Genomic DNA, 26,442 nt, shown 5'->3' with positions numbered 1-26,442 from the left:
GGCACGCTCAGAGGCTCAGCGGAAAATGCCGCGTTTCGACGGAGTTTCTTCGAGACGCTTTTTCGCTTCCTCGGCACGGAGTCTTTCCGCCGTGTCCTTGTACCAAAGCGGACCATTGACCTTGAAGTTGTAAATCAAGTCACGGAAGTCGGTCATCAAACGCTGGTCGTTCATGAGCGCTCCCAGCAGACCTTTGCCGGAGGAGATGTTGGCACCTACCACAGCGAATGTGTCGGCAGCCTTTTTGATCGACTGCAGGGATTCATCGGCAGTCGCCATCAGCTTGTCCGCCTTGGCGATGGCAGGGTCGAGTTTGTCAAACATCGGGCCGAGTTTCTTGCTCGACTCCTCCATGTTTTTGGCCGCACCTTTGAAACTGGTGGCGGCGTCCTTGAGTTCCGACAGAGCGGTCTTCAGGGTCTGTGCGTTTTCCTCGCCCAGCACCTTGTCGTCCACACGCTTGAGTGTGTTGTTGAGGTGTTCCATGCCTTCCTTGAAATTTAGAATCGTGGCATCGGAGAGAGCATCTTTGTTCACCTTGCCCATGGCCGACTGGACATCTTTGAGAGCGACGCGCACGTCATCCAGCACCACATCGACTTTTTTCCCGACCTTCTCCGCCTGGCTTTGCAGGTCGTTCAGGCCGCCGCCTTTTTCACCTTCGATGACTTTGTCATAATCATGCGGCAGGAACACATCGGTTTGTTTGCCAGTGGGTTTGATTTCCACCAGCGCATCTCCCATCAGACCGGCGGAACCGATGCCAAAGGTGGCATCAGCGGGGACCATGACGTCCCTGAAGAGTTCCAGATCGAGAATGACACCCGTGAAGGTGTCGTTGAGCTGCGGCTTTTTGTCCACCTTGCCCACGCGCGATCCACCGAGGAACACTGGCGAGCCTTCCTTGATGCCGGAGGCGTTTGGAAAAGACACCTGCAGATGGTAGGTGTCCTTGAAGACTTCACGCACGCGTCCGAACATCAGAATGAGGCCACCGAGCAGGAGCAGTCCGACGAGCAGAAAGAGTCCGACTAGCATTTCGGTTTTTTTATCGCTGTCGATCATGAGAGGGTATGAATGAGGGTGAAAAGGGGCGGGTTCAACCGGTGATGTCGGAATGGCCGTTGATAAAATCATGAACGACTTGGTCGGTGGACTCACGCAGTTCCGTCGGCGTGCCTAGAAAGCGGATTTCGCCACGGTAGAGCATGGCCACACGGTCGGCGATCTTGAAGACGCTGCGCATGTCGTGGGTGACGATGATGGACGTGATTTTGTAGCGGCGCTGCATGCGCAAAATCATCTGGTCGATGACGTCGGAACCGATGGGGTCGAGACCGGAGTTGGGCTCGTCGTACAGGATGCACTCGCTGTGGTCGATGATCGCACGCGCGATGCCCGTGCGTTTGCGCATGCCACCCGAAAGAGCGGTCGGGAATTTATGCCGGTGCTCGTCCAGATCCACGGCCTGCAGGGCTTCACGCACGCGGCGGTCGATTTCGGCCCGGTCACGCACACCGTGCTCCAGCAGCGGGAAGGCCACGTTTTGCTCGACCGTGAGATTGTCAAAGAGGGCAGCGCCCTGGAAGAGCATGCTCACCTTCTTCCGAATGGGGGCCATCTCACGTTCCTTTAAACGGTTCACGTGCACGCCATCCACGTAGATCTCCCCGCTGTCCGGTTTGATCAGGCCGATGATGTGTTTCAGCGTCACCGTCTTGCCCTCACCGCTGGGGCCGATGATGCATAGTGTTTCACCATGCTTGAGCGTGAGGTTGATGTTCAGCAGCACCTGCTGGCTGCCAAAGCGTTTGCTGACGTTTTTCAACTCAATGAAAGCATGCGGGCTGCCGTTGTCAGAGGCAGGGACGGAGGCTGGAGTCGTGCCGGTGGTTGGTTCAGCCATGACTTAGACAGTGCCGATGGGGAAGACGTAGTTGAGCAGGATGGAGAGGAAGAAATTGACGATGAGCAGCACGAGCGAGGAGATGACCACCGCACGGGTCGTTCCCAGGCCTACACCGACCGCGCCGTTTTCAGCGGACAATCCCTGGTGGCATGAAATCAAAGTGATCAGCATCCCAAACACGAAGCCTTTGATCATGCCAATGCTGAGATCCTCCATGTTCGTGTGATCGAGCATATGGGTGAGGTACCATGCGGAGGGCATGTCATAGCCAAAGCTCGTCACCAGATAGGACGCAAACAGGCCGAAGGAAATGCTCTCTGCCACCAGGAATGGCATCGAGATCATCATCGCCAGGAAACGTGGCAGGACCAGGAAATCGACCGGATGCACGCCCATCACGCGCAGGGCGTCCACCTGTTCGGTCACTTTCATGGTGCCAATGTCAGCCGCCATGGCAGCGCCCACGCGGCCGGCCACCATCAGCCCGGCCAGCACCGGCCCCAGCTCACGGCAGAGCGCCACGGAGACCACGGCGCCCACGGTGGTCTCAAAGCCGAAGTCCTTGAACTTGGCGTAGCTTTGAAAGGTGAACACCGCGCCGGTGAAGGCACCGGTCACAATCACCACCGCCTGTGAGCCATAGCCGATGGCCACAATCTGCTGCGCCACCAGCCTGAGCCGCCACACGCCTGAACGAACAGCAATCGTCAACTCGCGCATCAAGTCTGCGAGCTGTCCGAGATAGACTAGAAAATGTAGGAAGGTGCGGCCCGGTAGGATCAGCAGGCCTGAAGGTAAATCCATTACGCTTTCATCATCGCATGTTGTGGCATGAAGGCAACTTAACCGAGTCCTTGGAGACGAAAATGAAAAGCCCCGTCTGGAGAAGATCCAGACGGGGCAAAGGTATTGAACGACTGCTTGTAGCAGCGAATGCTACTGCGGCGGCACGCGGAAGAGCTTGCCGGTGTAGGGGCACTTGACTTCCATGCCGACGGGAAGGCCGGTCACATCCACCAGCTGATGCTTGGCGGCAAACGGGCTGTTCACGAAGCCAGGGCGCCCGGCGATGGGGGAACCATATGGCAGCTCGGCCACTGGCGCGGCGGGAGTTGTCGGTGCCACCGATGGGGCGGATGGGGCTGGCGTGGTCATTGCGGCCACGTTGCTGTTAGGAGCAACAGGTGTGGTGCGCGGACGCGCAGGCGCTGCGGGTGTCTTTGGACGATTCGCAGCGACGTTGGAAGGGGCGGCTGTCACGCTGCCCGGAACCAGAAAGGGACGCTGTGTGTAGGGGCAGACCACTTTGGAGCCAGCAGACATTCCGCGCACATCCACCAAGCGTGGTGGATTGGTGAATGGAGTGCGAACATAGCCGGGGAGGTCTGGTACTGCCTGCGCAACAGGCATCGTGGATGCATTCAGCATCGAGGGAGGCGGAGTCGCAGGACGGTCAGGACCCACGATCGGGCTGGGCGTTTGCACGGGCGTCGTGCTCTTTGCCAGCGTCGGCGATCCACCCGTGGCTCCAAGCGGACGACTTTCGTGTCCCATGTAGTAGGTGATGAGTCCACGACTCTGGATCGCCTGCCATGCCTCACGAGGAGGAACGGCACAGGATGCCAGCATGAGCGTCACAACACATGTTGCGACGAGATGAACCGGGGTGTGAGGTGCTTTGGACATAGGCTTAGCGAACGGTTAATTTTTGAAGTGGCATTCTCATTTTAACGATCTTTTTAAATTATGCAACAACAAGGATGGTAATGCTAAGCAACAAAATCCATCTTTATTAAAATAACAATAATATTATGCCTGCCTTGTATATCTGGCTGAGATGTGCGCTTTTGACCTTATGCAATGGCGCATCATCACTGTTGGGAAGCCCGGCCACCCTTGGGTTAAAGAGGCTGTGGAGCTCTATTGGAAGAGACTTCAGCACTACAGTCATTTCGAGCATGTGGTTATTAAAGAGGCTCCTCTGGAGCGGGTGGAAAAGCAAATCGAGGCCGCTTGTGCTGGTGATCTTTGCATTCTTTTAGACGAACGCGGCAGGCAATTGCGCAGTGTCGAGATGGCGAAATGGATTGAAAACGAAGAGGTTTCCGGTCGCAAACGCATCTGTCTCGTCATCGGGGGGGCGGACGGCCACTCCCCACAGTTTCGTGCCAAGGCCAAAATGGCCTGGTCCCTCTCCACCCTCACCATGCAGCATGACGTTGCCTGGGTGATGCTGATGGAGCAGATTTACCGTGCCTACACCATCATTCGCGGGGAACCTTACCATCGGGAATGATTTCATCAGGCTTAAGGATGAAACTTGCCTCTAGGCTCGTTTATTGCTGAACTGAGTCGCAAATCTTCGCACTTTCGCCTTGCTGATAACTTGGGAGAACCTAAATTTCAAATTTTCTCAACTAATCGCGACATGTCATCTTCGGTCCTCAGAAACGTCATTCACCCCAAGGCGCAATCCGCGCCTCTGGAGAAGGCGCGTGACGAGGCCCAGGACCCGCGTACGGGAGTTCAGGGGAGCTCAGATTCCCCCAAACACGAATCAGAAGACATGGAGCTGGTGCTGGGTGTACTGGTGGAAAACGCTCCGGTGGCCATGGCCATGTTTGACCGTGGCATGCGCTACATGCTCGCCAACCGCCAGTGGATCACTGAATTCGGCCTGCAGCAGGTGCAGCCGCTGGTCGGCAAGAGCCAGTATGAAATTTTTCCAGGCCTGCACCCGGGCTGGAGACAGGTCTATGAACGTGCATTGCAGGGACACATCGTCCGCAGCGAACATGATTCACTCAGCGGACCTGACGGCCAGCATCTGGTCTACCGCTGGGAAGTGCGGCCCTGGCGCAAGAAGCGTGATGCCGCTGTCGGCGGCCTGATGGTCACCTGTGAGAAATTCAGCTCTCCACAGTCTTCTGGTGAAGATGCTGTCAAAGCAGCTCCTTCCTCGGAGGATCAAGACGGTTCAGCGCCTGTGGCGAAAACGCCCGATCCGCTGGACTGCTCCATTCCAATGCTGATCCTCAATTTGGACGGAGCGATCCTGCGCGCCAACGTCGCCGCTGCGCATCTGACCTTGGACAAAGGAATTCAGGAGGGCACCACCTGCTTTTGGGAAGTTTTCGGTGAAGGCCGGGACTACAGCGCCCTGCGTCAGCAGACACTCGATGCACTCACCCGTGTGGCGCTGGCCCACTCGCCGGTTCCGGTCTACATCACCACGCACAAGGATTCCTCCCCGGATCCTTCCGTCCCTTCCCGCTGGCTGGTTTCAGCGCTGGCACGCAAAGGGGCGGATGATTCCCCACGCCAAGTCATGGTGATGGGCTTCCCTTCCCCACCGGCTGCGGAAATCGCACCTCGCTTCATCCCTCCGGTGGCTATGCCTGCACCCGTGGTGGTTCCCCCTCCGCTTCCTGCGGCAGCACCGGTGGATGATGCCGCACAGCAGCGTTTGGAAAACGAGCTTTCGCGTGCACGGCAGGAATTGCGCACTCTCGCCGAGGCGCAGCAGGCCTTCGGCAGGCGTGAGTCCCGCCTGCGCAGCTATCTTGAAGGCATTCCCTGCGGAGTCTTCGTTTTGGATGAACGTGGCGTTCCAGTGTATCAGAATGAAGGCCTGGCCAAACTGCTGGGGCGTCCGCTCGAATCAGATCAAACCGTCGAAAGCTGGCTGGCTCACGCATGCTCCACCGAAGAGCATCGCGCGCAGGTCGTGCTGGCCTGGCGTGAAAGCGTCTGGCGCCGTCAGTTGACGCGCACCGTGTCTCTCGCCACAGCGGACGGCCTGCTCAAGGAACTCGAGTTTCATCCCATTGCCCTGCCCGGCGGGGGGCTGCTGGTCAGCATTCAGGACGCCACCGAGCACACCCGTCATGAAGAGCAGCTTCGCAGCATGGAGGCCAAGCTCCGCACGCTCATGCAGGGCAGTCCCATCGCCATTGTCATGACGGACAAGGCCGGCGTCATCTTCGAGGTCAACCAGCATGCCGAAGAACTTCTCGGCAAGGCCAAGTCTGAGCTGCGGCGTTATCCGCTGGATGCCTGGCTGGATCCTGACAGCGCCACCGCACGGCGTGATGCGCTGCGCTCCCTGCAAAGCAGCGGTCGTCAGGCGGAGGCGCTCGGAGTTCGCATCAAACGCATCGATGGTTCTTTCTCTCACGCCATCCTGCACCTTGCAGCCGTTCCAGATGCGCAGGGGGAAACCCACTGTACCATCCATTACCTGCAGGAGGTCAATGAGCCTGTAACCGCGACTCTGCCAGAGCCAGCGTTTCCCGCCGCAGCCATTTTCCAGACGCCTGCCCCAGCGCCCCGGCCGACCAGCGTTATACTGCTCACCACGGATGCGAATGGCCGCGTGCGCACCTGGTCGGTGCACGCCCAGCAATTGTTCAGTCTCGAGGCTGCTGCTGCCGTCGGGCGGCCGCTGCATCAGTTTTTCCGCCCTTCAGACGCTACCGGCTTTTTTGCAGATCTCGCCGCACAGGCAGCCCGTCCTCACAGCATCGTTCAGCGTCCGTTTTTCGGCGGGAATGGCAAACGCGGGGAAGTGGAAACCAGCGTGCGTATCCTTGAGGAAGGCGGGGTTGAACTCAGCGCCCACTTCGCCGCCGAAGTCGAAACTTCAGCGGTCCCTTCGCTGCCTGCCGCGATCCTGAAAGCCGCCATCCCGCTGGCTTTCCAAGTGGTGTCGCCTTCCAGCCAGCGCTGGCCGGTGGTTGACCTCGAGCGCGAAAAACTCCTGCTCACCGAGACGCATCATCGCATCAAGAACCATCTCCAGATCATCTCCAGCCTGCTGAACATGCAGATCAATGGCGTGAGCGATCAGGATGCCCGCAATGCCCTGCGCTCCAGCCAGAACCGCGTGCGTGCCATCGCCGCACTCCATCAGCATTTGTATCAGGTCGCCCTTGGGAAGGCTGACACCTTCAGCGACTTCTCGCGCGATCTCGTCGCGCACCTGCGTGAATGTTATGAGGTGAAGTCAGACCAGATCAAGGTGCACCTGGAAGTGCAGGAAGGCCCCATTGAGCAGGAGTGGCTCATGCCGCTCGCCCTCACGCTCAATGAGGCGCTCTCCAACTGCTTTGAGCATGCCTATCCGCATGGCCGCAAAGGCTTGATCACCGCCACGCTGACCTACACCCAGGGCAGCGGCGAACTCGTCATCAGTGACGATGGCGTGGGCCTGCCCTCCGACTTTCATCCAGGTGAAGGCGGTGGTCTTGGCCTCAAAATCCTCGCGGTCTTTGCCGATCAAATGCGCGGCCAGCTCTTTGTCCGGGGCAATCCGGACCAAGGCACCGAGATCAAGCTGCGTTTCCCGCTGGCGACGCCCGAAGGTTAAACCTTCTGCATAGCATATTCCTTTTGCCAATAGCGGCACTGTCGTGACAATGCGGCGTGCTGATCCAATCCACGGCCTGCCTGTGCCTCCTGGCGTTTCTAACGCTTGGCCTCTCGGATGTCCTCGCACAGCCCGTCACCACACGGACGGACAAAGTCGCCGAGCTGATCAATGACTGGTTTGCCAAAGGCACCGCGGCCGGACTCCAGGCCATCACCTATGAAAATCGTGACGGCCAGCATTCGCCGCTGAACACCGCGCAGTATCCGCAGCTGCAGGTGAACAAAGGGGCCGAGAATGAAAAAGGGGCTGCCACTCTGGTCCGCTCCCAGCCGACCCTGGGCAATTGCTCCATGGCCTCCGGTGCCACGCAGATGGGCTGTCTGCCGCGGATCATCATGATGGATCCCGGCGGCAATCTCTTCCTCGCCAAGCAGTACCTCTCCAACAACCTCTTCATCTATCCAGAGCACCAGGACTACGACATCGGTGCCAACGGAAACGCTGGCGGTGGTTATGGCGATCTCCTGCCGCTGAACACCCCCTGCGTGCTCATCTCCCAGGGCTCCTCCTTCACCGATCAGCCCTTCCTCAAGGCCCTGCTCTCCGCCACCGCCGCCTTTCCGCCGGAAACGCAGAAGCTCCTCATCGAAAAGCGCCTGCTCATGCCCACGCTGCAGTCCATTTTTCGCCGTTCGAACACTGCGGTGCAGACACCCGAGGACTACTTCACCGGCAAAGCTCATCCGCCGGTCTTTGACGGCGCGCAGATCGACGAGGAAAAAATGGTGCGCATCGCTCATGACATGACGCCGGCGAAAATCCCGCCGCTCGTGCTGCTGCGTGTCATTGAGGAATCCAAGATCGAGCCCGGCAAGAATTTCTTCGAGCTCGCCAACCCCCATCCCTGGAAGCTCTCCGACACTCCCGTCTCCATCGCCCGCATCCTGCGCGGCAACGAAGCCGAGCACGGCATGCTCATCGGCTTTGATAAAACGGTGAACCTGGTCAAAGCCCCGCTGAAAATGCGCGCCGCCGTGCTGCAGGGTGATCCGCGCTTCGTCCACATCGAGTCCGAACCCGGCGGCGATGTCATGCGCCTCCGCATCCGCTGGGAGCCGCCCGTGATCACCGCCACCGGCATTCGCAGCCATCGCATCGACATCGGCATCTTCGCCGACAACGGTTCCAGCATCAGCACCCCCGCCATCATCAGCTTCTACATGCTGCCCAACGAGATGCACTTCTACGATGAGAAGGGCCGCGTCTCTGAAATCCACTATCAAACTCACAATCCAGATTTTGGCCTGCCCGTCACAGACACCGACCCCCGCTGGGTGAAGATCCTGCTCGCCTTCAGCATGAAGGACACCAATCTCCGCAGCCGCCTGCTTGATCAAATTCTCACGCCCGATGAACGCAGCGGTCTGCAGCAGCATTACGTCGTGCTCAAACCCCTGCTCGATGCCTTCACCGCCATCGAAAACGCCGACAAACGCAAAGACGAGGCCGCCCAGCTGCGTGCGAAACTCGGCGAGGCCACCAGCTCCGCCTTGAAGAAAAAGGTCACGGAAAAATCCGATCTCACCGTGCGCGCCACCATCGACAAAGTGCTCAACGCCATCGCCGGCTTTTATCCCTTCTACCTCGGCTCCCAGCGCGAGCTCGATGCACTCGCAGCCGCTTCGCCCAAATCCACCGCCGTCGCGGATGTCCGCGCCGAACTCCACCGCCTCATCATGCAGGGCGTCCTCGTCGAGCAGGCCTCCGGGCAGATCGACACCATGTCCCCGCCGGAAAAGCTCTCTCTCGGCGAGCGCTACATGCTTCGAGGCCTGAATCTCACCCTCCTCAGCCAGGTACTCTTCCCCGACGTTCTCGATCGTTCCACCGCTCCTGCTTACGTCAGCCCACGTCTCACCACACTCAAGCAGTGGCGCGATGTCTATCGCTACGATCCCACCTCCGGCGCACTCCAGGGCTGGATCCGCTACGCCGACGCCCGCATCGCCAACTTCGACGCCGAAGGCCGGCTCCTCCCCGATGGCCCGCAGGGCAAGTCCATCCCCGTCCTCTACCTCATGAACGAAAAAGGCATGCTCACCTGGCGTCCTCAGCCCGAGCCCGCGCCGGTGACCTCGTCATCGAAGTGATTTCCGCATCGAGATGGGAATGCCCCCATCTGGACTGCGGTTGCGGAGTGAGGAACGAACGCAGCTACTGCTTGCGCAGGCCGTGCCAGCACTTGCTCCCCCATGCCCTGCCTCAGTCATAACTCAGCACATCGTGCATCTTCCACGACATGCGTCCTCTGCTCACTCCATCTTCGCTCCACCGCCGCAGGTCCAGCTCCTCAAACGGCTCCAGCCATTTCAAAGCAGCCTTCAATTCCCCTGCGCCTGCGCTCTGTGCCCGCACCGTCGCAAACGCTTTCAGAAACTCCCGCAGTTTGGCAATGCTCAGCTTCACCCGCATTCCTTTGGCAGGACTGGCGTTCGGCTGCTTGAGAACTTCCGCCAGGTGACTCTGCTGCACACGCGATGTGCCCAGCATGAACAGTCGATCATTCAGCGACGCACATGGCCCCAGCTCTCTCGAATCAAACGGCAGCTCATAGCTGTAGCTCGTCAGATCACCGCTCCGCTTCACCACCACTTTCGGCAGCTCGATCGGTTGCGGTGAAGGCACGTTTTTCAGCAGCTTCTGCAGCGCCGCCTCCATGTTCTCCCAGGACACCCCGATCAACGCACGGTTCTTGATCTCATGCACACTGGCAAAGCGTGGCACCGGCACCGCTTCACCTCCCGGTGGCAGGCCTGGCAGCGGCGGCATCTTCCCGCCGATGTCGAGGATGAAAGCCCCGTCTCCGCTCAGCGCCTTCTGCCAGATCGTCTTCGTGCCGTCATACACGGCGATGACGCTTGGCAGCACCGCCAGATCCGCCAGCTTGAACATCTGCGCAGACTGCTCTCCGCCCACACCCGCCTTGACCAGTTCATGCGCCGTCGCATGCACCGCGCGCATCCACGCTTCAAAATAAGCTCTCCCCGTTCCAGCGTCAGATCCCTGTCCGCTCACGCCAAACACCAGTTCCGGTTGATCTAGCAACGCCGAGAACTGCGATGCCTTCGCCAGCTCTGCGGCTTCCGCCGTCGAGTCCCCACCAGCCATTTCCATCTGCACTCCGCCGTCCCACCACGCCACGGCAGCGCCGTTCGTATGTTCATTGCGGTAATAAGCGCGCTCCGCCGCCGCCAGTTCGATCACCTGCGGCTCCAGGGCACGCGCCACACCAGAAAAAATTTTCTCCCTCTGCAAGCCCGCCATCACTCCGCGCACGATCGGCTGAAACGGGTGGTCTGATTGCAGCACGTCCATGAACACGCCGTCCCAGCACGCGATCAAACCCAGGCCTTTCAGCGCATGCGCATCCAGCGTGCGCAGCTCCGGCCGCGCCAGCAGCGATTCTTCCACCGAGTTGGCCAGTCGGATCTGATCCTTCGACTTCCCCACCGCCACATACGCACTTTGGGCGCCCAGGCCCAGTGCCAGCACCCACTTCTTGCGTGCCAGCACCTCCAGACCGCGCGCCATCCGGTCCTTCATTTCCGGCGTGATCCCCGGCACGGCCTGCGCCAGCACTTCCAGCCACTGCCGCCGCCGCTCCGCTGTCAGCACCTGATCCATCGCGATCTCATTCACCGTGATCTTTTCCCCCTGCGCCGTCACGATGCGCGATTGCGGCGCATCTCCCAGCCAGTCCGCCAGATGCAGCATGTCGCTGAACCGTTTCAGCACCTGCTCCGGCTCTGGCGATCCCACGCCGATCATCACCGGCGGCATCTCAAAGCGCTCCAGCAGCAAAATCAGTGCCTCCAGTACATCGGGGTCACGCAGCGCGGCCTCCATCAGCTTCTTCGCATCAAAACTCGTCCCCAGACCCGCCAGCACCCCGCCGCTCATCATGCCGCGATACGCCGTCTCGTTGTACAGATCGTTCAATTGCCGCAGCAGCACCAAGCTCTTCACGCTGTCTTTGCCAAAAGCGACAAACGCCTCATCCACCATCACGCTGCTCGACTTGTCAGGGGTCGGCGCCTTGTCTTCCAGAAACGCCACCATCTGCCCCCACCAGCGCGAGGCCTTCAGCGCCTCAGCATGCTTCTTCAATTGCACGCTGCTCACGCAAAACTCCACATCCACCGGCACGCGGCCTGCCAGCCCCAGCCGGTCCGCCTCCGTCAGCAGCGTCGGCATCACCACCACCGGAGCTTCCACCTTGGGCTTCGCAGCGGCTTTTTTCTTCCCGCAGCCGCACAGGAGCAGCATCACGGGCAGCAATAATGACGAAATCAGAATGACAAATGACGAAGCTCGAAGTTCGCGTCTCACGAGCCGCTGCCATTCATTCGTCATTCGACATTCGGGTTTCGTCATTTCAGCGCAGCGTAAACCCGGTGGACATCATCATGTCCATCCAATGTTTGCAGGAAATTCGTCACTTCCTCGCGCTGCTCATCCGTCAGCTCCGGGTATTCCTTCGGTACGTAGCTCATTTCAGAGGTCGTCACCACCCAGCCCGCCGCCTTCAGCGCCTTCGTCACGGCATCCAGCGTCGTCGTTTGCGTGAAAAACCGCGCGCCAATGTGGCCCGCCGCCTCTTCATCCTCGACCTCCATTGGCTCCACGTTCTCCGCCTCGGCTTCCAGCGCCGCCACCTCGATGTCCATCGTCTTGTCCGCATGGTGCGCCTCGATCAGGCCCACATGGTCAAACATCCACATCACCTTGCTCATGGTGCCCGCACGGAACAGCACCTTGATGTCCGAGGACGTGCGGTTGTTGTTGTCTGTCAGGCATTCCACGATCACCGGCACCCGGTGCGGCGTGAAGCCCTCATAAGTCGTCGTCTCAAACTGCACCGCATCCGGCCCGGTGCCCGAGCCCTTCGCGATCGCACGCTCGATCGTTTCCCGCGTCACACTTTGCTTCTTCGCAACTGCGACCGCCGCCGCCAGTCGGGCGTTGTACTCCGGGTGCGGCCCGCCCAGCTTCGCCGCCACCTGGATTTCACGCACCAGCTTCCCCGTGATCTTCCCCTTCTGGTCTGCGGCCATTTCCCGCCATTTCTGTTTCCATTGTGCGCCCATGATGTGTCTTTCAGTTTAAAGTTAGACCGTAATCAAAGGTGGGAGCGCTGGGAATGCAAGGAGCAGCAGGAGCCGGGTGCCCTAATCAACGCCTCTTTGCTCTGTGCCGGTCACATCCAAATACAAAGTCGCCTTTGAAACGGCCTCAACGCTTGTCCAGACAATGGCGATGGTCTCCAACTGTACGTTTGGATTCACACGAAGCACGATGGTCGGAGTTCTTGGAATCTTCTTGATCTCTCGTTGAACCGCAGTTCGGACATCATGCCTCCGCTGCAGTGCCTGCTTCCATTGCAATTCATACAGCTCCCACGGATGCGTAGTTCGCACTTCAGGGGGAGAAAAGTCGAGTGTCACTTCACCCAGTTGAATTTGGCGGTCAGATTGAATTTGAACCACCGTCGTTCCAGGCATGGCGGCGGTGGAATGATCTGCAAGCCTCAACCTGAACTCGTAGAAAGTGTTTCTCTCAATGGCTTTGCAAATCCATGGCGTAGAACACAGGCTCGCAAAGGCCACTCCGACCAAGCCAAAGACTCCCCAGGGGACAATCCACTTCCACTTGCTGTCAATGCACCCGATTTGCCAGTCTGGGATGCGTCGGGAGGCTGGTCTGTTCGAGTGCATGCGAAAGACCACGACCGCTGAGAACCTTTTCTTGGGTTCAGCACCGTGCCGTTCTCACAAAAAGCGCGCCGTCTCGCTTCCCTTGCACTTCTTCACCTGCTCCGGCGTCCCCGCAGCCACGAGCTTCCCACCCTCAGGCCCAGCTTCGGGCCCGATGTCGATGAGGAAATCCGCCTCGGCATAGACATCCGGATGATGCTCAATGACGACCACCGTGTGGCCTTCATCCACCAGTCGGTGCAGCACATCAATCAAACGCGCCACGTCCTGCATGTGCAGCCCGATGGTCGGCTCCTCGATGAGGTAGAGATTCCGCTTCCCGGCCACGGTGATGCCCTTGAGCCGCTCCTTGTTCGTGCGGCCATCGCCGCTGCGCAGTTCGGTCACAAGCTTGATGCGCTGCGCCTCGCCGCCGCTGAGCGTCGGGCTCGGCTGCCCGAGCTGCAAATAGCCCAGGCCCGTGTCGGCCAGCAGCTTGAGCGGACGCGCGATCTTCTGCACCGGTGCAAAGAACTCCGCTGCCTCGGTGATGCTCATGCGCAGCACATCGCCGATGTGCTTGCCGTTGTATTCGATCTCCAGCGTTGATGAATTGAAGCGCAGGCCGTTGCAGGCCTCGCAATGCACGCGGGTGGTCGGCAGGAAGGCCATCTCCACCTTGATCTCGCCATTGCCACCGCAGGTCTCGCAGCGGCCGCCTTCGGTGTTGAAGGAAAATCGGCTCGCCGTATAGCCACGCGTCCGTGCCAGCGGCACCTGCGCAAACAGCGCGCGGATGTCATCGAGAATGCCCACATACGTCGCCGGGCACGAGCGGCTGGTCTTGCCGATGGGCGACTGATCCACCTCATGCACCGTCTGCAAATTTTCAAAGCCGGTGATGCTCTTCCACGCCTTCACGACCTTGATCTTCGACTTGCTGATCTTCTCCCGCACCGCCGGTGAAAGCGCCCCGTGCATGAACGAGCTCTTGCCGCTGCCGCTCACGCCAGTCAGCACCGTCAAACGCCCCAGCGGAATGGACACATCGATGTTCTTCAAATTGTTCGCCGTCGCGCCGGTCACGCGCAGCCAGCCATCCTTCGCCTTCAATGCAGGCAGTGCCCGGCGTGAGCCACGCACAGGGTGCTTCAAAGGCGTGCGCAGGCTCGCGCCCGTGACGCTGTTCTTGTTCTTCAAGATCTGCGCCATCGTGCCTTGCGCCACGATCTGACCGCCAAATTTGCCCGCACCCGGCCCGAGATCGAGAATCGTGTCCGCACGTCTCATCGTCTCATCATCGTGCTCCACCACCAGCAGCGAGTTGCCCTTGTCCCGCAGCGCCATAAGCGTGTCGAGCAGCTTCTCATTGTCGCGCGGATGCAGACCAATGGTCGGCTCATCGAGCACATACAATACGCCACGCAGATTGCTGCCCAGCTGCGCCGACAACCGGATGCGCTGCGCCTCACCGCCGCTGAGCGTGTCCGCGCTGCGATTCAGCTGAAGATAGCCCAGGCCCACCTCCTGCATGAATTTCAACCGCTGCGCGATCTCCTTGACGATGTCGAGCGCGATGATGCCCTCCGTGCCTTCGAACTTAAACTTCGACAGCAGTTTGCCCGCATCTCCCGCCGTCAATCCCGCGAACTGCTGGATCTTCGTGCCCTGCAGTTGCACCGCACGGCCGATCTCATTGATGCGGCTGCCCTGGCAGCTTGGGCATACTTCACGCGGCTTCTCTCCTTCCTCATCAGCACTTTCAAAACGACGCTCCTCTTCGAGCTCAGCCTCCAGCACCGAGACATCCGGCTGCCGGTCGCTCAGATCCGTTTTGTGGCCCTTCAGGCCAAAGCCACGGCAGTCTTTGCACCAGCCATGCGGGCTGTTGAAGCTAAAGAGACGCGGATCCAGCTCTTCAAACGACAATCCGCATGAAGGACAGCTCATCTCCGTGCTCAGCACGTGCATCGTCTTGTCATTGAGCCGCAGCTTGATCGTGCCCTTGCCCATCTTCAGTGCCGTTTCGATCAGCGGCCGCAGCTTCTCCGCATCATCGCTCTTCCCCACTTTGCCGATCACCGCATCAATCGTGTGCTCCTTGAAGCGCTCCAGCCTTTGGAATCCCGCCGTGTCGCGGAACTCGCCATCGACCAGCAGCGTCTCGATGCCATGCTTGCTCGCATGCTCCGCCACCTCGCTGTGGAAGCCTTTGCGTGCCTTGATCAGCGGCGCCAGCAGATGCCCGCCACCGCTGCGCAGATGCTGCTGCACCGTTTTCAAAATGGCCTGCACACTCTGCTTCTTCACCGGCACGTTGCACGTCGGGCAGTACTGCGTCCCAAGCTTGGCAAACAGCAGGCGGAAAAAGTGATACACCTCCGTCACCGTCGCCACCGTTGATTTGCCACCGCCGCGAGAGATGCGCTGCTCGATGGCCACCGTCGGCGGCACACCTGTGATGAGATCCACCTCCGGCTTCTCCATCTGCTCCACAAACGTCCGTGCATACACCGACATGCTGTCCAGGAAGCGCCTCTGCCCTTCAGCAAAGATCAGATCAAACGCCAGCGATGACTTGCCGGAACCACTGAGCCCCGTGACCACCACAAACTCATCCCGCGGAATATCCAACGAGATGTTTTTCAAATTGTGCTCACGTGCCCCGCGAATGCTGATCGTATTGCTGGTCTCCTGCGGCAGCGAGAGGTCTCTCCTTGGAGTCTCCGCCACACGGCTGGCAGCGTGCCCCTTTGAAACCGAAAGCAGCTCATGCAGATAACGCCCGGTATGCGAAGCCGCACACTCCGCCACTTCCTCCGGCGTTCCAGCAATCACCAAACCTCCGCCTGCCTCTCCGCCTTCCGGCCCCAGATCAATGACCCAGTCAGCGCATTTGATGACTTCCAAATTGTGCTCAATGACCAGCAAGCTGTGACCTTCATCAACGAGGCGCTGCAGCAGCTTCACCAGCAGCGCGATGTCATCAAAGTGCAGCCCCGTCGTCGGCTCATCCAGCAGCAACAAACTCCCAGCCGCTGAGCCCGCCGGGTTTTCAATCAGATGCCCAATGAGCTTCAAGCGCTGCGCCTCACCGCCCGAAAGCGTGTTCAGCGGCTGCCCCAGCTTCAGGTAGCCAAGTCCGGCCTCATTCAAAAGATGCAGCTGCGCCACGATCTGCTTCGCCTTCTTCGACGACTCAAACAGCGAACTGCTGAACCACTCCACCGCAGCTTCCGCCGTCATGCCCAGCACATCATGGATGCTCTGGCCATGCAGCAGGATTTTCAGCGCAGGCGGCTGGTAGCGCTTCCCTTCGCACTCAGGGCAGGTCACATACAGATCGCTCAGGAACTGCATTTCGATCTTTTCAAAGCCATTGCCCGCGCAGCGCTCGCAGCGCCCTTCCCCAGAGTTGAAGCTGAAGAAGCCCGGCATGATGCCCTGCGCCTTCGCATCGTCCGTCTCGGAGAAAAGTGTGCGGATGTGATCAAACGCCCCCAGAAACACTGCCGGTGTCGAGCGCGGCGTGCGTGCCAGCGGCGACTGATCCACCATCACCACCTCATGCAGTTGCTCCCAGCCCGTGATCTTGCTCACGCGCCCCGGCTCTTCCTCACACACCTCACCGCGCAGCCGCTGCAGGTTCCGGTACAGCACATCATGCACCAGCGTCGATTTCCCCGAACCGCTCACGCCGGTGATGCAGCAAAACACGCCGAGCGGAATGTCCACATCCAGCTTCTTGAGGTTGTTCTGACGCGCGCCTCTGATTGAAAGAGTCCCAGGCTTCTGATTTGCCACAGCTCCTTTGCGACCACCTTTGACCTTCACAGGAGCCACATCTGAGTCAGACGACTTGGGATTGGAAATCGAACGTCGCTGCGCCGGAATGGGCACACTTTTCCTCCCGAACAAATAATCTCCCGTGAGCGACTTCACCTTCGCTCCCAGCTTTTCCAGCGGTCCGCTGAACACTAGCTCTCCACCTTTCTCTCCACGTCCCGGACCAATGTCGATCAGATTGTCAGCGCTGCGCATCACTGCTTCTTCATGCTCCACGACGAGCAGCGTGTTGCCCTTGTCCCGCAGACCTTCCATCACACCAATGAGACGCCCGATGTCGCGCGGATGCAGCCCAATGCTTGGCTCATCCAGCACGAAGAGCGTGTTCACCAGCGACGCCCCAAGGCACGTCGTGAGATTCACCCGCTGCAACTCGCCACCGCTCAGCGTGCGCGTTTGCCGGTCCAGATTCAGGTAGCCCAGGCCCGCACGATCCATGTAGCTGATGCGGCTGGCGATCTCACCCCGCAGCATCGTCGCCACATGATCGCTCGCCTTTATCGGCCACGACTGCACCAGCGGGTGCAACTCATCCACCGGCAGCCGCGACAGATCCGCGATGGTATGCGAGCCGATGCGGAAGTTGTAAGCCTCCTTTTTCAATCGCCCGCCGCCGCAGTCGCCACACTCTGTGTAAGCGCGGTAGCGGCTCAGAAACACCCGCACATGCATCTTGTAGCTGCGCGACTCCTGCCATTTGAAAAAGCCGCGCACGCCATACCACTCACCGCGATTGTACGCGTCTTCAGGATCATCTCGCGTGCCTTCAATGAGCCACTTGCGATCCTCCTTCGAGTAATCTTCAAACGCCTTGTGGATGTCCACGCCACGCTTCCGCGCCGCCTTTTCCAGGTCGAGCTGAGACTCGCCATACGTGCTCCCTTGAAACGGCCGCACTAGCCCTTGATTGATGCTCAGCGACTCATCCGGAATCGCCTTCCCCATGTCTAGCCCCAGCGTGCGGCCAAAGCCACGACACGTCGGACACGCGCCAATCGGACTGTTAAAGCTGAACAGCCCCGGCGTCGGTGCCGGCAGCGTGATGCCACAGTCCGCACAACTCCAGTCGGTGGAAAAATGCAGCGTCTCATCCTCAATGCTCGCTGCCACCTTTCCCTTGCCATAACGCAGCGCTGCTTCCAGCGCCTCGCTCACACGCGACCGCTGTTTCGCCTCCAGCACCACACGGTCCTGCACCACCATCACCTGCGCAGGCAGCTTGCGGCCCTTGAGCGCATCCGGCTCATCCAGACGAATCACATTCCCATACAGCCACACCCGCAGAAAGCCCTGCGCTTGCAGAAATGCCGCAAAGTCCGCCGTCACAGCATCCTTCGGCACCGCCACCGGAAACAGAATGAGCGCCTGCTTCCCCGCATGCGCGTTCAGCAGCTCATTGAGAATACTCTCCGGCGACTCCGGCCGCACCGGACGGTGGCACGAAGGGCACGTCGCCTCCGCCAGGCGCGGGAACAGCATCTTCAAATAATCATTGATCTCCGTGATCGTCCCCACCGTCGAGCGCGTGCTGCGCATGTTGTTCACCTGCTCGATGGCGATTGCCGGTGGGATGCCCTCGATGGAATCCACCTTCGGCTTGTCCATGCGCTCAAAGAACTGCCGCGTGTACGGCGAAAACGTCTCTACATAGCGCCGCTGCCCTTCCGCATAGATCGTATCAAACGCCAGCGACGACTTTCCCGACCCGCTCGGCCCCGTGATCACATTCAGCTTCCCCAGCGGCAGATCGAGATCGATCCCCTTCAAATTGTTCTGCCTCGCCCCACGAATGCGAATGACATCGTTGAGAGACTTCCGGGCGGCAGTTTTTTTGGCAACACGAGACATGGGGGAGCGAGAGTAACGATACGCCTCGTAGAGGCAACCGGGCGCTCGCGATGAAGAAAAGAAAGCACGGGGAGGTGGTGTTTCCAGCCCGGGAGATCAAGGAAGGCTGCGACGACGATGGCACAGTCTCGATCCCGAAGGGATCATAGCAGGTGGCTTGAACAAGGCGGCGGTTCTATCGTCTCGATCCCGAAGGGATCACAGCAGGTAGCCAGGGGTCGCAGACCCCTGGAAAGCCATTCCACCCCACGCTCTCTCAAGGTCGCATCCCGAAGGGATGCTAGTACGATACAGTCCTCCCACCGCCCTCGAAGCTGCGGCAATGCCTCTTCGCGCTCACCACACGATAAAATGCCCATGAAAATCATTGCTCATTCTCTCACTCCCACGGCATCATGAGACGTCTCATCTCTTCCGCATGCCCGGCACCTACACCTCGCTGCATTACCACGTGATCTTCTCAACTAAGAACCGGGAGCCTCTCATCGCCGTCGCATGGCGATCACGACTTCACGAATACCTCGGCGGCATGATCCACGGCTTGGGCGGAACTCCGATTTGCATCGGCGGCGTGGCGGACCACGTGCATTTGCTCTTTGGATTAAAGCCCACGCATTGCCTGTCCGACTTCATGCGCGATTTGAAAAAGGACGCAACGAACTGGACCAAGGAGACTCTTCAACAACCCAACTTCGCCTGGCAGGAAGGATATGCCGCGTTCACCGTCAGCCCGACGGCGATTGAATCCGTACGGGAGTACGTCAATGGCCAGGAAGAGCATCATCGCGTCCGCACATTCCGTGAGGAACTGGTGGCGATGCTTCGGCGTGCAGGCGTGGAGTTTGAGGAGCGCTATTTGGACTGAGGCGTGAGTCAGGCGTGGGTAGAGAGGTGCTGGCATGCCTCCGGCATGCGCCCGTGAGAGGGGGCTGGGTGATAAGCTCTCCAGGGGTCTTCGACCCCTGGCTACCTTCTACGATCCCTTCGGGATCGTGGCTAGTCTCCACCAAGCAGAAAAGTCACTTCCCCAGTACCTTCTCCAATCCCTCCACCGTCGTCACCGGCGCTTGACACGTAAAATTCTGGCAAACATACGCCGCAGGCTGACCATTCACCGGCTTCATTCCGGCGAGTACTTCATTGTGCGTGGCCAGCCATTGCTGACCAGCTCCACCATCCGCACAGAGGATCACCGCAGTGGGCAGAAACCGGCGATGCACACTCGCGGCGAGAGCCTTGAACGCCGCGCTGTTCACATCTCCCGCCAATACAACCTGCTGCTTGCCACGATGATGCATGTCAAACGCGATGGCCATCACCGGCACCGAGGACGGGCTGCTCTGCAGCGTCGAACCAAAGAGCGCGAAGATCTTCTCCGCCTGCTTCTTCCAGTCATCCTTGGCCAGCAGCGCGCTGAGGCGCACCAGATTGAGCGCGGCGAGTGAATTCGGCGAAGGCTCAGCACCATCATAGTCCTCCTTGATGCGCAGCACGCTGTTCGGTATGTCGGTGTGCACGCTGTAGTAGCCGCCGTTTTTCGTATCGAGAAACAGCGTATCCATCTCCGTCTGCAAAGCCGTGGCCCACTGCAGCCACTTCACCTCAAACGAAGCCTGGTAAAGATCGATCAGCCCGTGAATCAGGCAGGCGTAATCAATCGCAAAGGCTCTAGGCCCGCGTTCACCTTCGCGCCAGGAGCGGTGCAGTTCCTTGCCGGGCGTGGTGCAAAGCTGGTCATGCAGGAACTGCGCGGCATCCGCAGCGAGTGTGATCATCTCAGCATCCCCAAACGCAGCCCCCGCACGGGCGAGCCCGGAGATCATGAGCCCGTTCCACGCGGCGATGACCTTGTCATCAAGGTGCGGACGCGGGCGTTTCGCACGTGCTTCAAACAGCGTGGCTGTGCCTTGGTCGATGATGCCTTTGACCTCTTCCGGCGTTTTCTTGAAATATTCCGCAGTCTTCTTGAAGGAGATCGCACGGTATAAAGTATTCAGCCCCTTGAGTTCACCCTGCGGATCGCTTTCAGGCCTTGCATTCCCATCGCGGCGCGCACCGTAGGCGTAGCGGAAGATGCTGCCGTTTTCCTTGCCCAGCAGCTCGTCGATCTCAGCGGCTTTCCAGACGTAGAAAGCCCCTTCGGTTTTGTGCGCGGCATCGGCACTTGCCAGGCTGTCGGCATCTTCAGCGGAGAAGAATCCGCCATCTTTCTGCCGCAGATCGCGCTTCACATAGGCCACGGTGCTGCGCACGATGTTTTCAAACAGCACATTCTGCGAGAGTTGCCACGCTTCGGTGTAGGCGGTAAGCAGCTGCGCCTGATCATACAGCATCTTTTCGTAATGCGGGATGTGCCAGTAGCCATCCACGCTGTAGCGATGGAAGCCGCCCCCGATGTGGTCGCGCATGCCGCCGTTTGCCATGCCGCGCAGCGTTTTCACCGTCATCTCCATCGCCCAGTTGCTCTCAGACTCACGGTCATTCCCCTTCCGCTCCGCCAGGATGCGATGCACCCGCATCAGCATGTTCAGCGATGTCGGTCGTGGAAACTTCGGCGCGCTGCCAAACCCGCCTTCATGGTAATCAAACGAGCCGGAGAGGTCGTCGTAGGCCTTCTGCACCAGCGTCTCGTGATTGATCTCATCCAGCGCCGTGTTTTCGTTGTCCAAATGATCCTGCAGCTTCTCCACCGAGCGCGCCGCACGTTCATCGATGCCCTTGCGATCCTCCGTCCACACTTTGTGCAGCTCGTTGAGCAGGTTTTTGAAGCCAATGCGCCCCGGCGTATTCTCCGGCGGATAATACGTGCCGCCATAAAACGGCTTCAGCTCCGGCGTGAGAAACACACTCATCGGCCAGCCGCCGTGGCCGCTCGCCGCCTGCACATAAGTCATGTAGGTCAGGTCCACATCCGGCCGCTCCTCGCGGTCCACCTTGATGGGAATGAAGTTCTCGTTGATCAGCTTCGCCGTCTCCTCGTTCTCAAACGATTCACGCTCCATCACATGGCACCAGTGGCAGGTCGAGTAGCCGGAGGAGAGGAAAATCGGCTTGTCCTCCGCCTTCGCTTTCTTGAACGCTTCCTCGCCCCACGGCAGCCAGTTCACCGGATTGTGGGCATGCTGCAGCAGGTAGGGCGAGCGCTCCTTGGCGAGGGCGTTGGTAAATTTGGGGGGCTGGCCGGTCGTATCACTCATGGTTGGGGGTAATGAGATAACGTCCACATGAGGGCCGGGGTTGCAAGGCGAAGCCTCGACCTTCCCTCACTCCACCTTCTTCGGCAGCATCTTCGCCACCACCCACAGCAGCGCTCCCACCACCAGCGCCAGCGCGGCCCAGAGCCAGGGGCTGCCTTTGCCGGAGGGGCCGCTGGCATCGGCCTCGTAGCCGGGCAGCTTCTCTTCCTCGCCCAATGTGGCCGCGACTTGGGTGGCCTTTTCAAAATCAGGCCTCACCAACTGGAGATCGTAGCGCGTGTACGGGGCGCGGCGGTTGCCGTAGCAGATTTGCACCGGCTTGGTGTCCGGCACCCGAAACATCAGCCGCACCACCGGATACACCACGCGAGCAGCGGTGATCTGCAGCCGCGCATTGTCGCCGTTGTCCGTGGCCAGGTGGATCGTGGCGGCGCGCGGGGCGGTGTAGAGTGCCAGATGAAAGGTGTTGGCAGCCTGGCCGGGCAGCCGCTGCCAGTTGGCATTGCTCAGGATGCGTTCGAAATGCCCCTTCTCCGTCAGATGCTGCTCGGAAACGGTGAGCGTCCGCGCAAACAAGGGCGTGGGGGAGTCCAGCAGCAGCTCACTCGCCGGAAAATTCGCAAACGGCATCTGAATGTCCCACTTGGACCACCGGGGCTTTTCAGGATCGGGCACTTCTGTGATGGGGACTTCGACCTCCCGGTCCACGCCCGGTTTGATGGCGAGAAACGGTATCTGATGCCCCTCTCGCACCACCCGCATGTCGTGCAGGTCATTCGCCGTGCGAGCGAGCACTTCGGGAATCAGCTCCACCACCAGCACCCCGGCCTCCTTGAATTCCACCGGTCGCTGAAACGACCACGGAGAAACATCGATCTCCGGACCCACATCTTCCACATCAGGCGCGGTGGCCTTTTTGCTAAAGGCGGTGTTGGCTTCCACGACGCTGGCCATGGCGGACTGCGCGGAGGCATCGCGCAGCTTGTCACTGAGCGCGGCAATGTCATAGCGCGGCTCCGGGGCCTGCACATTGCCAATGTAAAACTGCCACTCCCCTGCGGCATCCGCTTGAAACACCACCGGCACCGGATGCCGCGTCGCTTCGATGCTCTCGATCCGCAGTGGCGGGCTGTCGCCATTGCGAATGACGAGCTCCACTTCACGCGTGGTCGCCAGCTGATGCACGCCGATGTCGAGGTCCTCCGCACTGCGGCCCTCATGCTGCAGCCGGAAGAGCGTGGCACGCGCGCCCAGCAAAGCGGCATCACGTTGAAACACCGCCTCAGGCGTGTGCAGCCGCACGTTGCCCAGCAGAACATTGGCGCTGCCCAGATCGAGTTTCAGATGCGTTTCACCGGCGGTCTCCGTGCGCCCACGGATCTTCACCGGCTGCGACAGCGTGCGCCATTCAGGCAGATCCCGCCGCACCTGCGCCCCGGTAAACACCACGGGCTTGCTGCGCGCATCATCCAGGGTCACACGGAAATGCGTCCACGCCCCGGGCGCAAAGGTAAAGCGCAGCCGCTCCGTCCCGTTCTGCCGGCAGAGCAGTTCGTTGCTGGCCAGCGTCTGCCAGCGGGTGCCATCCAGGCTTGCCTCAAAAGTGGCGGACTTGATGAAACTGGCCGCCGGAGTTTGCAGCAGCACTTCCGAAGTCGTGCTGGCCGCAGGCGGTCGAAATTCGAGCACGGTGTTCAAGGTGTTCGGATTGAGTGCCGCCCTAAACTCGGGGACCTCCACCATCTCAGGCCGGATTATCCGTGGCAGAGCGATGATGTAGGGCGTCTCCACCTTGCCGGGACTGATGATCCGCAGGTCATGAAACGCCGCGCCACCCTTCGTTTGCGAGGCATCGAGCAGCTCCGGTTCGAGTTCGATGCGCGTGAGTCCGGGCTGTGTGACGCGCACCGTTTGACGATGCGTCCACGCGGCAAAGTCAGCAGCACCGGCGGTCGAGGACAGGCACAGGGCAATGAGCAGAAGAGGCAGTTTCATGATTTGTCGTCAGTGAGGAAACGTTGATACAGGAACGAAGCGGCCAGGGCAATGACGGCCACCACCATCAGCGCGCCAATGCGGTAAATGCTTTCGATGTTCGCCAGATCGTGCAGAAACAGCTTCAGCAGCGCCACCGCCAGCAGTCCGACTCCCGCATAGCGCGTGGGCGCGTTGCGCTGCCAGATGCCGATGATGAGCAGCACAAGAGCATACAGCGCCCAGGCGATCGTGTATGTCATGTCACGCCCGAAGTTGCCATCGAAGTCAAAGGTGATTGAGCGTTCTCCCGCAGGCGTGAAGGCATCCGCGATCTCAATGTTCAGCAGCAGAAAGAGCAGGATGCCACCGAAGGCGCAGAACAGCCCCCGCAGGTTCACCTTGTCCCAGCAATCATTCGGCGGCGTGAGCCACCGTGCCGCTGCAAACATCGCCAGCGCTGAAAGGCTGTAGGCATAAAGCTGCCAGTTCAGGATGGCCGTTTCACCGCGCATTTGATAGGCCAGCACCGCCGGATTGAGCGCCAGTCGCACAAAGGCAGCCACCAGCAAAACTGTGCCCGTACCACGCAGACCGGGATGCGGCACCCGGCGGAAAAGCCAGCACAGCGCCGCACCTTCCAGCGCCCAGCCCAGCGTGATCCACTGCTTCTCAAACTGGATCGGGAAAATGAGCGTGATGAAAAACAGCGCCACACCTCCGAACCACGCGAGCTGCGTCAGTCGCGCCGGATTTTCCGCCGCATGCTGCTTCAGCACAAAGACGAGGCACAGCAGCGGTGCGATGGCAAACGCCACAGGCAGCAGCCCCATCATCTCATTCGGCCAGGTCTGGCCCACGAGACGATAGACAAGTCCAAAGGTCCCCAGACCCGCAGCCGCCGAGGCGATCCATGGGAGCTGGCGTGTGGCAAAGAGCTTCCGAAACACCAGCGGAAACGCCGTGAAGAGCGCATAGAAGCCCAGATACCACAGCAGCGGCGTGGCGGCGTGTTCCGCGTTGAAGCTCTGCTGATGCCAGGCCCACTCCAGCGCCAGCACACAGCCCAGCGCCGTCGGCACCAGCACCGTGATGCCGCTGATGTGCGCAAGCCCCAGCAGAAACACCGTGAGCAGCAGCGCGAGGCCAAACACCGGCGAGGGATCAATCACGTGCAGATGCAGTGTGGCGAGAATGAGCAGCGCAAAAGGCAGCACCGCCGAACTCACGGGCAGCATGGCTGCAATCGGCACCTTCGGCATTTTGCGTGAGAGAAAGCTGCTGGCCACACCAAACAGCACCGCAAAGCCACTCAGCACGATGAGGAACACTCCCAGGCCGCCGGCGGTATTCGCAGGCAGACGGAACAACCACGCTCCTGCCGTGATGAGTGTCAGCGCCAATGCGGCGAGCACGGGAATCAGCGCACCCGTGAAAATCGCCAGACCGATGATGAGCAGATCCACGAGCAGGATCGCGGGCCACAGCATGAGGCTCACCGCATCCAGACACAGCACCGGCATGAGCAGCAGCACCAGCGTGATCACCGGTGTCCAGCTCATGAACAGCGAGGCGGACTGACTGCGGCGCTGCCACAGCACAGCAAAGGCGGTGTGCTGCAGGCCAAAGCCGAGATAAATGCCCAGCGCGTAGGGAAGCAGCTCGTCGGTGAGCCTTGTCGAGGTCCAGATGGAAAGATGCAGGAAGGTCAGTGTGGCGACGATGCCTTGAGCCCTGGCCACACGCGGCTGCTGCCACACAATGAGCAAGACGACGGCATTGATGCCGAGCACAAAGGTGTACAGCAGCGTCGGCCGCTCCGTGATGGCACCAAATCCAAGGAAGACGAACGCGGCGAACAGCGCACTGCCACACAAGGCCAGCGCCGCACCCGCAGGGTAGGCGTCCTCATCTTCACGCTGCCGCGACCACCAGGCAGCGAGCATGAACAGTGTTGCAAAGCCAAGAAACACGATCACCGGAATCCACGTGGCTGAACCCATGGCATACTCGGACGAGCGAAAGAATTTCAGCATCCACCCCGCCTGCATGATGATCGTGCCAGCCGCCGCCAATGCCGTGAGATGCAGCCAGCGTTTATGTTTGGCCACCGCCAGCACGCCGATGTCCAGCAAGGCGATGTAGCTGAAAAGCCCGCCGGGATTGTCATGGCCGGTGGAGCATAGAATCGGCGTCAAAAAACCACCCAGCATGCCCAGCACCGCCACCACCTGCGCCTCCATCCGCACCGCCAGCAGGAAGGCCGTTGTGGTGATCAGCGTCATCATGCCAAAGGTCACCAGCGCATGATTGAAGGGAGGAATGTGGTAGAGCGCATGCGCGGCAAAACTCACGCCATACAGCACCACGATGCCTGTCGCGCAAAGCGTGTGCGCCAGCGTGGCATACGGCTTGCGGCGTTGGATCACCACACCCGCACCCACAAGCCCCGCGCCGATCACAAAACCAATCGCCGTGCGCAGTTCGGCGGAAATCCATCCGCGCTCGATGCTGAGCTTCACAAAGAAAATGATGCCCAGAAAC

General features: G+C 60.0%; 15 protein-coding genes. 4 read left to right on the top strand and 11 right to left on the bottom strand.

The features are described from left to right. Nucleotides 1-15 precede the first annotated feature (15 nt). From ACIREA_RS00690 to ACIREA_RS00675, 4 genes are all read right to left on the bottom strand, one after another. Complete coding sequence (locus tag ACIREA_RS00690) at nucleotides 16-1,065, bottom strand: MlaD family protein (protein WP_397379533.1); 1,050 nt, start codon at nucleotides 1,063-1,065, stop codon at nucleotides 16-18. Between the two features lie 34 nt (nucleotides 1,066-1,099). Beyond that, nucleotides 1,100-1,906 carry an ABC transporter ATP-binding protein gene (locus tag ACIREA_RS00685; RefSeq protein WP_397379531.1) on the bottom strand — a complete coding sequence of 269 codons (807 nt, stop codon included), beginning with the start codon at nucleotides 1,904-1,906 and terminating at the stop codon, nucleotides 1,100-1,102. A gap of 3 nt (nucleotides 1,907-1,909) precedes the next feature. Continuing rightward, nucleotides 1,910-2,713 (bottom strand): MlaE family ABC transporter permease, encoded by an 804-nt coding sequence (locus tag ACIREA_RS00680; RefSeq protein ID WP_397379528.1) that lies wholly within the window; start codon nucleotides 2,711-2,713, stop codon nucleotides 1,910-1,912. A gap of 132 nt (nucleotides 2,714-2,845) precedes the next feature. Next, nucleotides 2,846-3,595, bottom strand: a complete 750-nt coding sequence (locus tag ACIREA_RS00675; RefSeq protein ID WP_397379526.1) for a hypothetical protein — start codon at nucleotides 3,593-3,595, stop codon at nucleotides 2,846-2,848. 169 nt (nucleotides 3,596-3,764) lie between these two features. Here ACIREA_RS00675 and ACIREA_RS00670 point away from each other — a divergent pair, with 169 nt between their 5' ends. The 3 genes from ACIREA_RS00670 to ACIREA_RS00660 all read left to right on the top strand — a co-directional run bounded on the left by ACIREA_RS00670 (nucleotide 3,765) and on the right by ACIREA_RS00660 (nucleotide 9,430). Further along, the gene (locus tag ACIREA_RS00670; RefSeq protein ID WP_397379524.1) at nucleotides 3,765-4,205 is read left to right on the top strand and encodes a 23S rRNA (pseudouridine(1915)-N(3))-methyltransferase RlmH; all 441 of its coding nucleotides are present in this window, start codon (nucleotides 3,765-3,767) and stop codon (nucleotides 4,203-4,205) included. Nucleotides 4,206-4,337: 132 nt separating this feature from the next. Beyond that, nucleotides 4,338-7,277, top strand: a complete 2,940-nt coding sequence (locus tag ACIREA_RS00665; protein ID WP_397379522.1) for a PAS domain-containing protein — start codon at nucleotides 4,338-4,340, stop codon at nucleotides 7,275-7,277. 56 nt (nucleotides 7,278-7,333) lie between these two features. Continuing rightward, nucleotides 7,334-9,430, top strand: a complete 2,097-nt coding sequence (locus tag ACIREA_RS00660; protein WP_397379519.1) for a hypothetical protein — start codon at nucleotides 7,334-7,336, stop codon at nucleotides 9,428-9,430. 112 nt (nucleotides 9,431-9,542) lie between these two features. Here the strand turns inward: ACIREA_RS00660 and ACIREA_RS00655 are convergent, their stop codons facing one another. From ACIREA_RS00655 to uvrA, 4 genes are all read right to left on the bottom strand, one after another. Further along, nucleotides 9,543-11,606: a hypothetical protein gene (locus ACIREA_RS00655; protein WP_397379516.1), complete on the bottom strand. Its 2,064-nt coding sequence runs from the start codon at nucleotides 11,604-11,606 to the stop codon at nucleotides 9,543-9,545. A gap of 104 nt (nucleotides 11,607-11,710) precedes the next feature. After that, nucleotides 11,711-12,427 (bottom strand): YebC/PmpR family DNA-binding transcriptional regulator, encoded by a 717-nt coding sequence (locus ACIREA_RS00650; RefSeq protein ID WP_397379514.1) that lies wholly within the window; start codon nucleotides 12,425-12,427, stop codon nucleotides 11,711-11,713. A gap of 81 nt (nucleotides 12,428-12,508) precedes the next feature. Then, the gene (locus ACIREA_RS00645) at nucleotides 12,509-12,841 is read right to left on the bottom strand and encodes a hypothetical protein (protein WP_397379512.1); all 333 of its coding nucleotides are present in this window, start codon (nucleotides 12,839-12,841) and stop codon (nucleotides 12,509-12,511) included. Nucleotides 12,842-13,108: 267 nt separating this feature from the next. Then, on the bottom strand, nucleotides 13,109-18,727 hold the full coding sequence (gene uvrA, locus ACIREA_RS00640; protein WP_397379510.1) for an excinuclease ABC subunit UvrA: 5,619 nt from the start codon (nucleotides 18,725-18,727) through the stop codon (nucleotides 13,109-13,111). 418 nt (nucleotides 18,728-19,145) lie between these two features. On the opposite strand from uvrA, the gene tnpA reads away from it, so the two are divergent. After that, nucleotides 19,146-19,592, top strand: coding sequence for an IS200/IS605 family transposase (gene tnpA, locus ACIREA_RS00635; RefSeq protein WP_397379507.1), 447 nt, complete (start codon nucleotides 19,146-19,148; stop codon nucleotides 19,590-19,592). 154 nt (nucleotides 19,593-19,746) lie between these two features. On the opposite strand, the gene ACIREA_RS00630 is transcribed toward tnpA, so the two are convergent. The 3 genes from ACIREA_RS00630 to ACIREA_RS00620 all read right to left on the bottom strand — a co-directional run. Further along, nucleotides 19,747-21,924 (bottom strand): thioredoxin domain-containing protein, encoded by a 2,178-nt coding sequence (locus tag ACIREA_RS00630; protein ID WP_397379505.1) that lies wholly within the window; start codon nucleotides 21,922-21,924, stop codon nucleotides 19,747-19,749. Between the two features lie 66 nt (nucleotides 21,925-21,990). Continuing rightward, nucleotides 21,991-23,919, bottom strand: coding sequence for a hypothetical protein (locus ACIREA_RS00625; RefSeq protein ID WP_397379502.1), 1,929 nt, complete (start codon nucleotides 23,917-23,919; stop codon nucleotides 21,991-21,993). Next, on the bottom strand, nucleotides 23,916-26,442 hold a 2,527-nt coding region (locus ACIREA_RS00620; protein WP_397379500.1), incomplete at its 5' end, for a DUF2339 domain-containing protein. The genes ACIREA_RS00625 and ACIREA_RS00620, both read right to left, overlap by 4 nt.

It is taken from the genome of Prosthecobacter sp. (assembly GCF_044373815.1).
Taxonomy (GTDB): domain Bacteria; phylum Verrucomicrobiota; class Verrucomicrobiia; order Verrucomicrobiales; family Verrucomicrobiaceae; genus Prosthecobacter.
This window is presented reverse-complemented; position numbering and strand designations above follow the sequence as displayed.